We start from the raw sequence: 13,894 nt of genomic DNA, 5'->3' as shown, positions 1-13,894 counted from the left end.
AGGATAGTCAAGCTTATGGGCACTCGTTCCCCTGTTACCCTGCCGGACCTCAAGGCACTGACCCCCACCCCCCGGCTGGCGCTGATTGTCAGCCGCTTTAACGAAACCGTGACAGGCGGTCTGCGCGACGGCGCCGTGGCGTGGCTGGCCGAGCATAACATTACGGTGCAGGCGGAAGATATTTACGCAGCCCCCGGCGCTTTCGAAATGCCGCTGCTGGCCCAGGCCCTGGCCAAAAGCCAGCGTTACGAAGGGGTGATCTGCCTTGGCTGCGTGGTCAAGGGCGATACCGCGCATTTCGAATTCATCAGTCTGGGGGCGACGATCGGGATCTTGCAGGCCTCGCTCGCGACGGAAGTGCCGGTGGCCTTCGGCATTCTCACCACCTACACGGAAGAACAGGCCACGCTGCGTTCGAGTGACGACGTGCATAACAAAGGGCGCGAAGCCGCGGCGGCCTGTGTGGAATCTCTGGCCTTGCTGCGTAACATTCGGGCGGGATAGACTGCACGCGCGTTCCGTAATTCCGGCCCGGGCGCGACAGCCGTTCCACGGAGCCCCGCGCGAACAGGCCGGCGTGAGAGGGAAAAACGCATGAAGCGGATCACTCTTGTCGCGGGTCTGCTCGGTCTGGGGCTGGCTGTATGGATGTTCGCACAGTACGGGGTGCATTCCATTCTCTCCCTCATTGCCGCATGCGGGTGGGGGGTACTGGTCGTTATCGCCTTTCATGGCATTCAGGTCTGCCTGTCCGCGCAGGCGTGGCGTATTATTTCCAGCGGCGATCCGGGCAGCCCGCACCCGCCCGCGCAGGATGTTTTTTCTGCTGATACGCGTTCGCGCAGTCATGGCGCGGCCTGTGCCGGGGGGCACAGCAGGCTGCCGCTGGGTGACTATGTGCTGCTGCGCTGCGTGCGCGAAGGGATCAACAACCTTCTGCCGGTCGCCCAGGTGGGGGGCGAGGTTGTTTCAAGCCGCCTGCTGGCCCGGCGTGGACTGGGTTTGCGGCAGGCCGCCGCCGGTACCATCTGTGACCTGACGATCGAGCTGATCAGCCAGATCGTGTTTACGCTGGCCGGGGTGGGGCTGTTGCTGTTCCTGGTCAAGCGCTCCACCGCCACTGACCGGCTTATGGAAAGTGCCGTTGTTCTGCTGGCCATTGGCGTGACCATGTTCGCCAGCCAGTGGCTGGGCGCGGTCGCCATCATGGAAAAACTGCTGCTCCGTATTGCGGCGCATCTTGGCTGGAGCGGGGCCGCGGGCATACGCGGCATTCATGCCGCCGTGCTGTCGTTGTACAAAACCCGCCACAATGCACTGACCGGCCTGGCGATCCAGTTGCTGGCCTGGGCGCTGGGTTCGGTCGAGGTGTATCTTATCCTGCATTTCATGGGGCACGACCGCTCCATTGCCGTGAGCTTTGTCATAGAAGGGGTGGGCGAGGCAGCCAAGTCGGCCGGTTTTGCCGTGCCCGGAGCGCTCGGGGTGTCCGAAGGCGGGTATGTCGTGGTGGGCAGCCTGTTCGGCATCGCCCCCGAGGCCGCCATGGCGCTGTCGCTTGTCAAACGCCTGCGTGAACTGGCCTGGGGCCTGCCGTCGCTGGCGTTGTGGCAGTGGCTTGAACATGCCTGGGTCACCCACAATCCCGGGCAGGAAAGATCGTCATGCCCCTAGTTCCATCTGCCCGAAAGGCGTGTGGGTCCATATCGCCTCTTGCATCTGGTGGGGGTGTTGGGCAAATCAGGCCAAATCCGGAGTTGTATGCGGGGTTGTATTCGGGGCTGTTTCCGGCGCGGAGCCGAAAGAGCGGGTACCGGAAGCAGGTCGCCATTCATATTGGCCCCAAGCCAAGACCATAGCGGGAACCAGTCGCACGTCATGCTGTTTGCATTCATAGGTCGTTTCATCACGTTATGCGCGCGCCATGCCTGGGCGGTTGTGGCGTTGTTTGTCCTCCTGTCGGGCGGCGGGATTTATGCGGGCATGACACGCCTTGGCGTGACAACGGACACCAGCAAGATGCTGTCCCCCCGTCTGGCCTGGAAACAGCGTTCGGACGAAATGGGCAGGCTGTTCCCGCAAAAGGAGAACCTGCTGGTTGCGGTGATCGAGGCCGATATTCCAGAGGAAGGGGCAGAAACAGCCCGCGCCCTGGCCGATACCCTTGCCGCCGACCACAGGAACTTTACGTTCGCGCGCAGGCCCGACGCCAACCCCTACCTGATGCGCAACGGCCTGATGTTCCTGGATGAACAGCCCCTGACAACGGTGCTGAACGACACCATCACCGCCCAGCCGTTCCTGGCGGCACTGGCGCAGGACCCCTCCGCCCGGGGGCTGTTTGGCGCGCTTTCGCTTATTGCACAGGGTATCAAGCTGGGGCAGGGCAATCTTGCGGGCTTTCAGACACCGCTCAACGGCTTTGCCACAACGCTGGAGCAGGCCGTGGCCGGGCACGCGCAGGACATGTCCTGGCAGCGCCTGCTGGGCGGGCAGTTGTCCGATCTGGCGGGGCGGTACCAGTTTGTCGTAACCAAGCCGGTGCTGGACTATGGGTCGTTCCAGCCGGGCGGTGCTGCGGCCGATGCCATGCGCAAGGCCATCAGCACGCTGGAATTTGTCCGCAACGGGCATGTCAAAGTGCATGTGACCGGTCAGGTCCAGATCGATGATGAGGAATTTGCAACCGTGGCCGAAGGTATGGTCGCGGGGCTGCTGGGCTCTCTCGCTCTGGTGACACTGTGGCTGACGCTGGCCGTGCGGTCATGGCGGGTGGTGCTGCCCATTGTACTGACGCTGGTTGTGGGCCTGCTGCTGACCACGGGTTTCGCTGCGGTGGCCGTGGGTACGCTGAACCTGATTTCCGTCGCGTTCGCCATCCTGTTCGTGGGTATCGCGGTCGATTTCGCCATTCAGTTTTCGGTACGCTTTCGGGCGCAGAACCCCCCGGCCCTGGGCGAGACAAGGCTGTTCGAAGCCCTGCGCATGACGGGAGAGGAAACGGGGCACCAGATCCTGGTCGCAGCCCTGGCCACTTCCGCCGGGTTCATGGCCTTTACGCCCACGGCGTTTCTGGGTGTGGCCCAGCTTGGCCTGATTGCGGGCGTAGGCATGCTGGTGGCCTTTATCTGCACCACAACTTTGCTGCCCGCGCTGCTCAAGATCTGTCGCCCGCCCCTGAACTGCCCCAGCATGGGTTATGCGTTCATGCGCCCGGTCGATGTCAGCATCCGCCGCCACCGCAAGGTGCTGCTGGTGGTGTTCGGGGTGGTGGCGCTGGCAGGACTGGGGCTTGTGCCCGCCCTGCAGTTCGATGGTGACCCGCTGCATACCAAAAACCCCAATTCCGAGGGCATGCGCGCCCTCAATCTCCTGATCGACAACCCCCAGACATCGCCCTACAGCGCGGAACTGCTGACTGCGTCCGTGCAGGAGGCGGAGCAGAAGGCCGAACGCCTGTCCGCGCTGCCCGACGTGCATGATGTCATGTGGCTGGGCTCCTTCGTGCCGACGGACCAAAAGCAGAAGCTGGCCCTGATCCAGGATGCGGCGTCGCTGCTGCTGCCTACGCTGATCGTGCCGCAGCCCAAACCCGCCCCGGATGCGGCAGCGCTGCGTGCCTCCGCCGCTGACACGGCCAAGGCGTTGGCCGAGGTCGTGACAACACTGCCCGCCAAAGACCCGCTGCGGCGTATTCAGGCTGCCCTGGCCAGTCTGGCGCAGGCGCCTGACCCTGTCGTGCTGGCCGCCAACGAGGCGCTGGTGCGCTTCCTGCCCGCCGAACTGGACCAGTTGCGCACCATGCTTCAGGCAACGCCAGTCACCATCAAGGATATTCCGCCCGTTATCGCGGATGATTATCTCCTGCCCGATGGCCGTGCATTGGTGGAAATTCACCCCAAGGGGGTCATGTCCAGTTCCAACGCGCTGCACCGGTTTGTCGCGTCGCTGCAGAAGGTCGAACCCGATATGGCGGGCACTGCGGTGGATATTGTGGAAAGTGCCCGTTCCATCGTGCTGGCGTTCGAACAGGCGGCGGGGGCTGCGGTGGTGATGATCGCCATCATCCTCATGCTGGCCTTGCGCCGCGTGAAGGATATGGCGCTGGTGCTGGCCCCGCTGCTGCTTTCGGCCCTGATGACCGTCATCCTGATTGTCATGCTGCCCGAGACGCTGAACTTCGCCAATATCATTGCGCTACCCCTGCTGCTGGGGGTGGGCGTGTCTTTTAATATCTATTTCGTCATGAACTGGCGTGAAGGCATTAAATTCCCGCTGGCGTCGCCGACCGCGCGGGCTGTCATGTTCTCGGCCCTGACGACCGGCACGGCCTTCGGTTCGCTCGCCCTGTCGCACCATCCCGGCACGGCCAGCATGGGCCGCCTGCTGCTGCTCTCACTGGCCTGCACGCTGATCGGCACCCTGATATTCGTGCCAGCACTCCTGCCCAAACGACCGATCGACGACGTATAAAACACGTCGTCAGGCTTGGGGGCGCATAGCCCCCAGGCCGGTTGGTCTGTGTGGTTTGGAAACGAGGTGTGTGAGCGAGTTATGTCTGTTTACGCTCGCTTTTCGGACATCTACAGGCAGCTGAAAATTTCGCAAAACCGGACATTGGTGGAGTCCGGTCACCGTGTTTTCCATCTGGTATATGCGCGCGGTTTTTGCTACATATCAAATATAGTTCCGATAGTGTGTTCACTGATCCGGACTTTCCCACCAAATCATGATCCTCCCAAAAACGCCTTGGCATAAGCCACGGCGCGGATCACCGTGCGACACGTAAAGCCCGCCCTTACCGGCGGGCTTTTTTTGTGTCTGCGTTTTCAGGACACGCCATGCCGAATACCAAACAGCATCCCGCTCTGACATTTGTCATGAGCGAACAACAGCTTGTCAGCATCGTCAGACGCTACCTGCCGAGCCAGCAAACAATCAACCGGGCCGAAGGACTTGCCACGATAGGCTTCGGGGCTGCGGAAATGGCCGGGGCCACTGGCCTTCTGGTCGCCCCTGAACCGTTGCTCAGCAAAGTGGGCGGTATTGCGCTCGCAGCTCACGGCGTTGACATGATGGCCGCCGGACAGCGTGCATGGAACACCGGCACATCACCCCAAACCCGGACCGAACGTGCAGTCCGTAGCGCGGCCCTGAAGGCGCATGCATCCCCCGCTGTTGCGGGTCTGGCAGGTGCCGCCGCAGACGCCCTGATCCCGGGCGGCCTGCTGCATGCGGCCGGGTCTTTCGCAGGCACCCGGGCCATTCGCGTCGCATCGGCGGATGCAAGCCGACTGACCTTCCGGCATGCCGATATCACGACGGAGCACTTCCACCGACCGTCCCCCTATACCCCGCAGCCTCCAAGATCTCCCACCAACCAGAACCTTCTTTCACCCCATCGACAGAAGCGGCTCAATCTCAACCACCATGAGGCACCGCCACATAATCGCAAGGCGGGTGGCCATGTGCTACGAAAACACGTCGACCCGACTGACGAATATATCGAACGTCGGTTCACGAAGGAAAACCGTCCTATCGTTTCATTCTTTATTTCAAAGGAAGAGGCCGAACGTACTATTCACAAAGTGCTCAGAGATAATGCCTCCAAGATTGATGAGTGGCTCACGAAGGCCAGAACCGGAACCAAGACAGAGATTGAAGGATATATCTCGGGCAGTGGAGCGGTTGTTATTAAAAACAGTGATCGTCTGCGCAAAACTGCTCGACGTATCCGCGTGACAATTATCAAAAAAGAACATAATGGAATGATTTACTATGTCCAAACTGTTAAACTTGACTAAATATGATATTCTCGACATGTTCCCGCGTCTGGCTGACCTCGGCGGCGGCGCATTCGGCGAAGATGCCGATACATTTGGCGATACGTTACGTGAAGTTATTCAGGATGAACCACAAACGCGGGTTTTGTCATTCAAATGGCAAACAATCAGCGAATTAAGAACTTTATTAGCTGGCAGTGATGCAGATATCGAGTGCGTCAGTGAGGCTGTTCTTGGCATAATTCCAACCGTTGCCCCTGAGGAACCACCGAATTGGGGTCGTTTTCCAAGCCTGAGGGCATTCTGGTCAGCCGTCCTGCACGCTTTTGAAAGTGACCCCGAGGTGCAGGCAGGAAGAGAGATTGACCCCGACGTGTAGGAGTGGGTTGTTCACCAACATCAAATACAGGGTGTCTGTGTTTCATATATTGGCGTTCCAGAAGCGGACATTCCGTTCACCCCCCCCCCCGAAACTGCCGCGTGAACGCAGGTATATTCATAAAAAAAGAGCCTTCTCCATTAAAGGGGAAGGCTCTTTTGTATCATGCAACTTAAGTGGCACGGCCGATCAGGGGCCGCGCCAAGGTATCAGTTCAGTCTTTTGCCCATTGCGGGTGATGGGGCAGGTCGATGTCGCGGCCCTTGAGCATCATGTCCCAATAGACGCGGGGGAAGACTGTCGTTTTCAGGAACCATGCGAAACGGCTGGGTTTGCGCTGGTCGTAGGGGAAGCTGGGGGCGGGCTTGCCGCCGTACAGGAATTCCGCCAGCACGATCTTGCCGTATCCGACCGTAAGCGGGCAGGCGCCATAGCCGTCATAGGTGCCCGCCAGGGGTTTGCCGTCCAGCGAGGCCAGGAGATTGGCCGTGACCACCGGCGTCTGCGCACGGGCAGCGGCCATGGTCTTGGCGTTGGTGGTGTTCATCACATCGCCTGCGCCGAAAATGAACGGGTAGCGCGTGTGTTGCAGCGTGGCCGGGTTGACCTCAAGCCAGCCACCGGCGTCGGCCAGGGGGCTTTTCTTGATAAAATCAGGTGCGCTTTGCGGTGGCGTGACATGCAGCATGTCAAACGTTCTGATCTCGTGCGTGACTGTGCCATCGGCTGCTGTCACGGCAAAGGTCGCCTTGCGTTCGGGGCCGTTCACGGCAATCAGGGTGTGCTTGTAGCGCAGGTTGATGCCGTAATAATCCACCGCTTCCTGTAGCGAGGGGCGGAAATACGCGACGCCGAACAGGGCGTCCCCCGCCAGGCAGAAATCGACATGGGTGCGGTTGAGCGTGCCCTGCTTGCGCCAGTAATCGGCGGCCAGATAAGCGATTTTCTGCGGAGCGCCCGCGCATTTGATCGGCATGGGCGGCTGGGTGAACAGCGCCGTTCCGCCGGATGTGGACTGGATGCAGGTCCAGGTATATTCCACCGTGTCCTTGGAATAGTTGGAGCATACACCGTTGCGGCCCAGCGTGTCTTTCAGCCCTTCGATCTTGTCCCAGTCCAGTTGCAGGCCCGGGCAGACCACCAGCCGGTTATAGGCGATGATGCGCCCGTCTTCCAGGGTGAGGGTATTGTCATCGGGCTGGAAGCTGGCCGCCGCCGCGCGCAGCCATGTGCAGCCGGTGGGAATAACCCCGCCTTCCTGCTCCAGTGTCGCGCGCAGTTTCATGGCCCCGGCCCCTACCAGCGTCCAGCCGGGCTGGTACGCATGGGTGGTGGCGGGTTCGATAATGGCGATATCGAGCGACGGACGCTCACGCTTGAGGCGGGCGGCAACGGCAATCCCTGCCGAACCACCCCCCACGATCACAACGGTAAACCGCAGATCGGGGGCTACGCTGTCTTGTGTCTGGGCCATGGAGTATCTCCCTTTCCTGTCACGACGTTGTGCGTATTATCCTCAATATAAACAATTAAATAAAGTATTTAATTGTTTGCGTGGCATGTGCTGGAGGCAGGTCGGTTCCTGTGTCTGCCTTTTGCTGCGTCAGCCTTTCAGCCAGACTTCGACCGGGCCGGTCAGTTTCATGGTCAGCGGGTTGCCGCGCCGGTCGACGGTCTTGCCTACGGCCACGCGCACCCAGCCTTCGCTGATGCAGTATTCTTCCACATTGGTTTTTTCCACGCCTTTGAAACGCACGCCAATGCCGCGTTCGAGCAGGGATTCGTTGTAGAAGGGGCTTTCGGGGTTAACGGACAGGCGGTCGGGCAGGGTATCTTCGGACATTTCGGTTCTCCTGTGTTGCTGGGTCGTATCCGTGCCCAGGTTCTTAGAATCTTTTGGCGTGAAAGGCCATGTGGCCTGCGACCGCGCCGCTCAGCCGGGGGTGCGCGGGCTTTCGCGCGGGGTGTCGGGGCCACCCGTATGGCGGCGGTCCGGGCGGCCAATGCGGCGGCATATCGCGGCCCAGCCCTGTTCGGTTCTGGCGGCCAGCCGGTGCATGAGTACATAGACAGCCGGGGTGGAATACAGGGTCAGGAGCTGGCTTGTCGCAAGGCCGCCCAGAATGGCAATGCCCAGCGGCAGACGCAGTTCGGCCCCGTAACCACGACCGAAAATAATGGGTGCCGCCCCGAAGGCTGCTGCCAGCGTGGTCATCAGAATGGGGCGGAAGCGCGTCAGGCAGGCAATACGGATGGCCTGGGTGGGGGACAGGGCCTGGCTGCGTTCGACATCCAGCGCGAAATCCACCATCAGGATGGCGTTTTTCTTCACGATCCCCACCAGCAGGATGACCGAGATCATCGAAATCAGCGAAAAGGCCTGCCCGCAGACCCATAGCGTGAATATGGCCCCCACCGCGGCTGACGGCAGAGTGGACAGAATGGTTAAAGGCTGGACATAACTTTCGTACAGCATGCCCAGCGTGACATACATGGTCACGATCGCGAGCACGAAAATCAGCAGCTCGTTGGCCAGATCCTTGTGCAGGTCTCCCGCCTCGCCCGAAAAATTGCCCCGCAGGCTGGCGGGCGCGTGCAGCGCACGCAGGGTCTGGGCAATGGCGCGTTCGGCATCGCCCAGCGCGGCTCCTTTGGCCAGGTCGAAGGATACGGCGGCCGATATGGCCCCGTCTTCATGGCTGACTTCCAGCGGGGCAGGCGCACTTGCCAGACGCACCAGCGGGCTGAGCGGAACCATGGTTTCCGTGCTGGCGGAAACGGCCGAGCCGTTCGACGCTCCGCTGCCCCCGCCCGCCAGCCTGTTGGCCGTGGCGTTACGGAAGGACTGCTCATTCAGGCTGGCAATGCTGGATGTGGCGGTGCCGCTGCCGGTTCTGACGCGGATTGTGTTCGACGCAGCCGCCCCCGACGCCGTGCCCCCGGCGGTGGATACCCGCAGCGTCTGGAGCGCCTGCGGCGTGTCGCGGAACGGCCGGGCCACCGACATGGTGACGTAGTAGGTGGTGAACGGTGTGGAAATGGTCGAGGCTACACGCTGGCCATAAGCATCGTAAATCGCATTGCCGATCAGTTGCGGGGTTATCAGGTAGCGTGCCGCCGTATCCCGCGCGATCTGCACATGCAGGGCCGTGGCCCCCCCGCTGAGATGGCTGCTGACACCGCGCAGCACGGGGCTTGCGCGCAGGGCTTCGGTTATGCGGGGCACCCAGGTTTCGATATCGCCGTCCCGATCGCTGGTGAACACATAGCTGTATGTGCCCTCATGCTGCATCTGCCCGCCGCCGTTGATATCCCCCGCGTTGGACAGGCTGACATCCAGCCCCGCAATATCGGACACGCGCCTGCCTATGCGCGCGGCAATGCTTTCGGGCGTGGTGGTGCGCAGGCTCTTGTCTGTCAGCTGCGCGAAAATCTGGGCCTCGTTCGCGGTGTCCTCCCCCGTAAAGCCGATCACATCGGCAACGTCGGGGTCGGTCATGGCGGCCCGGATCACGGCCCGGGTCTTTTGCGCCATGACGGTGAAGGATGTCGTCTGGTCCGTGCGCAGAGCGCCCTGGATAAGGGCGATGTCCTCGGCCGGGAGAGCGGCCTTGGGCATGATGATCAGCAGCCCGATGGTGGCGGCAACGCTCAGCGGCAGGGACATGACCATCAGCCACGGGTGGCGCAGGGTCCAGTCCAGCGTGCGGGCATAAAGACCCACCGCGTGGGCCATGGCCCGGTCGGTGCCGTCGGCCAGCAGATGCGCCCCCCGCACGAAAGGGTTGGCCGGCGGGGCAGGGGGTGCCCCGTCGCCCGTTTCATGACTCGTCTCATGGCCGCGCACGCTCAGCAGGCGCGCACACATCATGGGGGTGAGCGAGATGGCCAGAAAAAACGAGAGCGAGACCGCAATGGTCAGCGTCATGGCGAATTCATAGAACACCTTGCCCGGCACCCCGCCCATCAGCAGCATGGGCAGGAAAACCGCGATCAGCGATATGGTGATGGATAGAATGGTAAAGGTGATCTCACGCGCGCCAAGCAGCGTGGCGTTCATCCGGTCCAGCCCGTCTTCCATATGGCGGGCAATGTTTTCCACCACCACAATGGCGTCATCCACCACAAATCCGGTGGCGATGGTCAGCGCAAGCAGGGAAAGCGTGTCGAGGGAAAAGCCCATCAGCCCCATGATGGCGACAGACCCGGCGAGCGAGACAGGCACGGTCACGGCGGGGATAAAGGTCGAACGCCAGCTTCGCAGGAAGGCCAGCACCACCACAACCACCAGCAGGACCGAGACAAGCAGCGTTTCCTGCGTGTCGGCCAGCGCCCCGCGAATGGAAATGGACCGGTCGGACACAAGGGTAAAGCTGACATCGGCCGGCAGGGTGTTGCGCAGGGCGGCGGCGCGGGCGCGAATGGCGTCTGTCACCTCGATCACGTTGCTGCCGGGCTGGGCGCGGATAATGGCCAGCACGGCGGGCTGGTCGTTCAGCCACCCGGCCTTGCGGTCGTTCTGCGGGCCGGTATGCACCTGCGCCACGCTGGACAGCCGCACGGGCCGGTTGTTGCGATAGGCAATGACAAGGTTGCGATACTGTTCGGGCGTGCGGGCCTGGTCGTTGGTCTGCAACATCATGCGCTGGCCGCCGGAATCGATAAATCCCTTGGGCGTATTCGCATTGGCCGAGGCCAGCGCCGAGCGGATATCCTCGAACCCGATCCCGAAATGGTAGAGAAGGTGGGGGTTCATTTCCACCTGCACGGCAGGCTTGTCCGCCCCCACGACCTCGACCCAGCCAACGCCTTTTACCCCGGCAAGCTGGGGTTTCAGCCGGGTTTCGGCCAGGTCGCGCAGGGCATAGGGCGGGCGTGAGGGCGATGTCAGGGCGGCCACCATGACCGGGCTGTCGGACGGGTTGGCCTTGTAATATTGCGGCGGCATCAGCAGCGTTGTGGGCATGTCCGCGCGGGCGGCACGCAGCCCGGCCTCCACATCGCGGGCCGCACCGTTGATATCGCGCGCGTTGTCGAAGAACAGCAGAATGAAAACGCTCGAATCCGTCGTGGTCGAGCGCATGCTGCTGACCCCGGCAATGGAGCCCAGCCGTCGCTCAAGCGGTGCGGTGACCGCACTTGCCAACTGCTGGGGCGAACTGCCCGGCTGCGTTGCGATAATATAGATCACCGGCACCGAGATATTGGGCAGATCGGCAACGGGCATGGTGCGATAGGCGAACAGCCCTGCAACCATGAACGCCAGAGCCATCAGGGTGGTGCCGACCGGACGCATGATGAACAGCCGACTGAATAACACCCTGCGTTCTCCTCGATATCGAAAGGGGCAGGGTCAGCCCCGCATTGTGGTTTTGGCCCTCGTCCCGGCACTAGCACGGCCTGTGGACGGGGATGTTACGCGTCGTCGTCGTGGGCGGGCGACGCAAGGGGCATAGGTTATACCCAGCACCGAGGGCGAGGGCATTTTGCCGGTCCCGCTGCGCGCGCCTTGTGTCTGGCGTGCCCCTGTGCCCCTGTGCCCCTGTTGTGCCCTTTGCTCCAGTGCTCCTGTGTTCTCGTCTCAGTGTGGCGATGTGGCGGGCATGGGCGGGTGTGGGGCGGGCTCCGGCGGCGGGTCTGCGGGTTCGTTCACGCTGATACGGCCCGGCCCGTCGCGTTCCGTGGCCAGGATACCCGTGGCCTTGTCCACCACAATGCTCCCGCCTGCCTGCACATGCAGGGCCGCCGTATCCGTCGTGCCATGGAAAACCGCGTCATGCGTGCTGGCGTTCGTGATCTGCAACGCCTTGAGCGTGCCCGTATGTGCGACAAAACCGGCCGAGCCCGCCAATGAAAGCATGAGCGCGTCCGCCTTGATCCGCCCGATCTCGATCGGGGCGGAGCCGGTCGCGGCTACCCTGGCAGACCCCGTGACAGCCCCGATGCTGACCGGGCCCGAACTGTTGGTGGCAAGGTCAAGCCCGCCCACGGTGCCGATCCGCACCGGCCCCGGCCCGGCCTGGAGCGACAGCAGGCCCTTGCGGTCGCCAATATGCAGGCTGGCCGCGCCGCTGCTGTTGATGGCAAGGGGCATATCCGGCGGGGTTGCGACCGCCAGAGCGGTGTCGCCCTCGCAGGTCCGCTGGGTGATGTAAAGGGTGCCGTCGGGGGCGGTGTCGTGCGTGACACCGCGCGGCCACGTGCCGGACACGTCCACCTGGTCGTCCAGCCCCTTGCTGGCGCTGACATCGAGCGTGCCGGGGCAGACAAGGCTGATCTCCACACGCTGGCCGGAAAGCCGTGTCGTCTCGGCGTCTGCCCTGGGGGGCAGCAGACTCTGGGCGGCGCCAAGACAGGCGACAAGTGGCGCAAGGGCAAGGGGGCTGGCGTGCCGGGCGCGCACCCTGTCGCGTGCCCGGTTGGAAAACATATGCTGCATGGGGCGATCTTGCCAGTCAGCGGCAGGCACGTCTACCGCTGCGACCGGGGTGCGGGCCACGGAATGCGGCACGGCATCACTGGGCCGGGTGCGCTGCGGGGGCGGGGGGCGGTTCCTTATGCGTGCCGCTGCCCCCGGCACCGCCCAGCAGGGCGTCGTGCAGGCGGTCGAACACTTCGGTCATGGTGTCATGCATGCGCTTGCCGTCACTGCCGACAACGGTGACGGTCGTTGTCATGCCCGCACTCAACTGAATACCGGCGGGAATGCTGTCGATCTGCACACGCACGGGCAGGCGTTGCGCCAGCCGCACCCAGGTGTAAACCGGATTGACCGAGGGCAGGCCCTGGGTGGAGGGCGTGGCGTTGGCCGTGGCGATCCCGCGGGTAATGCTGACCACATGCCCCCACATGGGTTTGGAATAGCCCATCAGGTCAAGCCGGACCGTGTCGCCCGGATGCACCGCATGGATTTTCGTTTCCTCGAAATATCCGTCCACCCAGTAGGATGACGCATCGATCACGCGGATATTGGGGTTGCCCGTGGTCGCGTAGTCACCCACACGCATGATCAGGTTGGTGACATAGCCCGTCACCGTGCTGCGGACCTCGGTTCGTTCCAGGTTGATACGGGCCTGCGACAGGCCGGCCAGTGCCTCCGCATACTGGGCCTGCGCCATTTCCGCCGTGACACGGTAGACCTGCTTTTCCTCCTGGGAGGCAGCGGCCTCGGTCAGTTTGTTGCGCCGGGATTCCTGGGTGGTTTTCAGGGTCAGGTCGGCCTGGCGTTCGTTGACCTTGGCCGTGGCCACCGCCAGCGCGACCCTGAAGTCGAACGGATCGATTTCGTACAGCACGTCTCCGGCATGAACGAACTGGTTGTCCTGCACTTTTACGGCAATGATCTGGCCTGACACGCGCGGGGCGATATCGGCCACCTGCACACGCACCTGTCCGTTCCGGGTCCAGGGGGCGGCGGTGTAATAGTCCCACAGCACCAGCCAGACAACGGCGGCAATCGCCAGAATGATCCCGGTGGTCACATATTGCAGCAAGCGTCGCGCGCGCTCAAACACAGTCCAGAAATCCTTGTTACAGAAGAATGGTATACAGGCCGACAAGGCCCACCAGGATGCCGAACTCGGCCAGGGGCAGATTCCAGATCACGCGGCGTGCGCGGACCTTGGCCAGAAGGGGGTTGAGGGCCAGCAGGGTGACAATGGCCAGCCCCGCATGCACCACAAAGGACGAGACGAGCAGCCCCCCCACGTCCAGAACCGGTTGCAGGCGCATG

The 13,894-nt window shown here is 62.5% G+C and carries 11 protein-coding genes; 5 read left to right on the top strand and 6 right to left on the bottom strand.

Annotation, left to right across the window (positions count from 1 at the left end; genetic code table 11):
• Window positions 1-15: 15 nt before the first annotated feature.
• From ribH to ABF990_RS05980, 5 genes are all read left to right on the top strand, one after another.
• Window positions 16-504 (top strand): 6,7-dimethyl-8-ribityllumazine synthase, encoded by a 489-nt coding sequence (gene ribH, locus ABF990_RS06000; protein WP_415491344.1) that lies wholly within the window; start codon window positions 16-18, stop codon window positions 502-504.
• 90 nt (window positions 505-594) lie between these two features.
• Window positions 595-1,674 carry a flippase-like domain-containing protein gene (locus tag ABF990_RS05995; RefSeq protein ID WP_415500709.1) on the top strand — a complete coding sequence of 360 codons (1,080 nt, stop codon included), beginning with the start codon at window positions 595-597 and terminating at the stop codon, window positions 1,672-1,674.
• A 204-nt stretch (window positions 1,675-1,878) separates the two neighbouring features.
• Window positions 1,879-4,473, top strand: coding sequence for an MMPL family transporter (locus tag ABF990_RS05990; RefSeq protein ID WP_415500710.1), 2,595 nt, complete (start codon window positions 1,879-1,881; stop codon window positions 4,471-4,473).
• Window positions 4,474-4,880: 407 nt separating this feature from the next.
• The gene (locus ABF990_RS05985) at window positions 4,881-5,804 is read left to right on the top strand and encodes an RNase A-like domain-containing protein (RefSeq protein ID WP_415506521.1); all 924 of its coding nucleotides are present in this window, start codon (window positions 4,881-4,883) and stop codon (window positions 5,802-5,804) included.
• A complete protein-coding gene (locus ABF990_RS05980) occupies window positions 5,779-6,162 on the top strand; it encodes a hypothetical protein (protein ID WP_415491348.1) in 384 nt (127 codons plus the stop codon). Before ABF990_RS05985 ends, ABF990_RS05980 begins: the two co-directional genes overlap by 26 nt.
• Window positions 6,163-6,376: 214 nt before the next feature.
• On the opposite strand, the gene ABF990_RS05975 is transcribed toward ABF990_RS05980, so the two are convergent.
• The 6 genes from ABF990_RS05975 to ABF990_RS05950 all read right to left on the bottom strand — a co-directional run bounded on the left by ABF990_RS05975 (window position 6,377) and on the right by ABF990_RS05950 (window position 13,893).
• Entirely contained in the window at window positions 6,377-7,636 is a 1,260-nt protein-coding gene (locus ABF990_RS05975; RefSeq protein WP_415491349.1) for an FAD/NAD(P)-binding oxidoreductase, read from the bottom strand.
• A 129-nt stretch (window positions 7,637-7,765) separates the two neighbouring features.
• Window positions 7,766-8,005, bottom strand: a complete 240-nt coding sequence (locus ABF990_RS05970) for a DUF3297 family protein (protein ID WP_415491350.1) — start codon at window positions 8,003-8,005, stop codon at window positions 7,766-7,768.
• A 90-nt stretch (window positions 8,006-8,095) separates the two neighbouring features.
• Window positions 8,096-11,482 (bottom strand): efflux RND transporter permease subunit, encoded by a 3,387-nt coding sequence (locus tag ABF990_RS05965; protein ID WP_415491351.1) that lies wholly within the window; start codon window positions 11,480-11,482, stop codon window positions 8,096-8,098.
• Between the two features lie 261 nt (window positions 11,483-11,743).
• The gene (locus ABF990_RS05960; protein ID WP_415491352.1) at window positions 11,744-12,601 is read right to left on the bottom strand and encodes a hypothetical protein; all 858 of its coding nucleotides are present in this window, start codon (window positions 12,599-12,601) and stop codon (window positions 11,744-11,746) included.
• A gap of 76 nt (window positions 12,602-12,677) precedes the next feature.
• Entirely contained in the window at window positions 12,678-13,676 is a 999-nt protein-coding gene (locus tag ABF990_RS05955; RefSeq protein ID WP_415491353.1) for an efflux RND transporter periplasmic adaptor subunit, read from the bottom strand.
• Window positions 13,677-13,692: 16 nt separating this feature from the next.
• Complete coding sequence (locus ABF990_RS05950; RefSeq protein ID WP_415491354.1) at window positions 13,693-13,893, bottom strand: DUF1656 domain-containing protein; 201 nt, start codon at window positions 13,891-13,893, stop codon at window positions 13,693-13,695.
• Between the last annotated feature and the right edge of the window lies 1 nt (window position 13,894).

Source organism: Acetobacter sp., from assembly GCF_047723915.1.
Taxonomy (GTDB): Bacteria; Pseudomonadota; Alphaproteobacteria; order Acetobacterales; family Acetobacteraceae; genus Acetobacter.
Note: the sequence above shows the minus strand (reverse complement) of the source record. Positions and strands in the feature narration are given on the sequence as shown.

Excerpts from the sequence above, each read along its gene's own strand:
- ribH (WP_415491344.1), top strand. The coding sequence starts at position 16 with ATGGGCACTCGTTCCCCTGTTACCCTGCCGGACCTCAAGGCACTGACC.
- ABF990_RS05980 (WP_415491348.1), top strand. The coding sequence starts at position 5,779 with ATGTCCAAACTGTTAAACTTGACTAAATATGATATTCTCGACATGTTC.
- ABF990_RS05950 (WP_415491354.1), bottom strand. The coding sequence starts at position 13,893 with ATGCGCCTGCAACCGGTTCTGGACGTGGGGGGGCTGCTCGTCTCGTCC.
- ABF990_RS05975 (WP_415491349.1), bottom strand. The coding sequence starts at position 7,636 with ATGGCCCAGACACAAGACAGCGTAGCCCCCGATCTGCGGTTTACCGTT.
- ABF990_RS05985 (WP_415506521.1), top strand. The coding sequence starts at position 4,881 with ATGAGCGAACAACAGCTTGTCAGCATCGTCAGACGCTACCTGCCGAGC.
- ABF990_RS05970 (WP_415491350.1), bottom strand. The coding sequence starts at position 8,005 with ATGTCCGAAGATACCCTGCCCGACCGCCTGTCCGTTAACCCCGAAAGC.
- ABF990_RS05960 (WP_415491352.1), bottom strand. The coding sequence starts at position 12,601 with ATGCAGCATATGTTTTCCAACCGGGCACGCGACAGGGTGCGCGCCCGG.
- ABF990_RS05995 (WP_415500709.1), top strand. The coding sequence starts at position 595 with ATGAAGCGGATCACTCTTGTCGCGGGTCTGCTCGGTCTGGGGCTGGCT.
- ABF990_RS05990 (WP_415500710.1), top strand. The coding sequence starts at position 1,879 with ATGCTGTTTGCATTCATAGGTCGTTTCATCACGTTATGCGCGCGCCAT.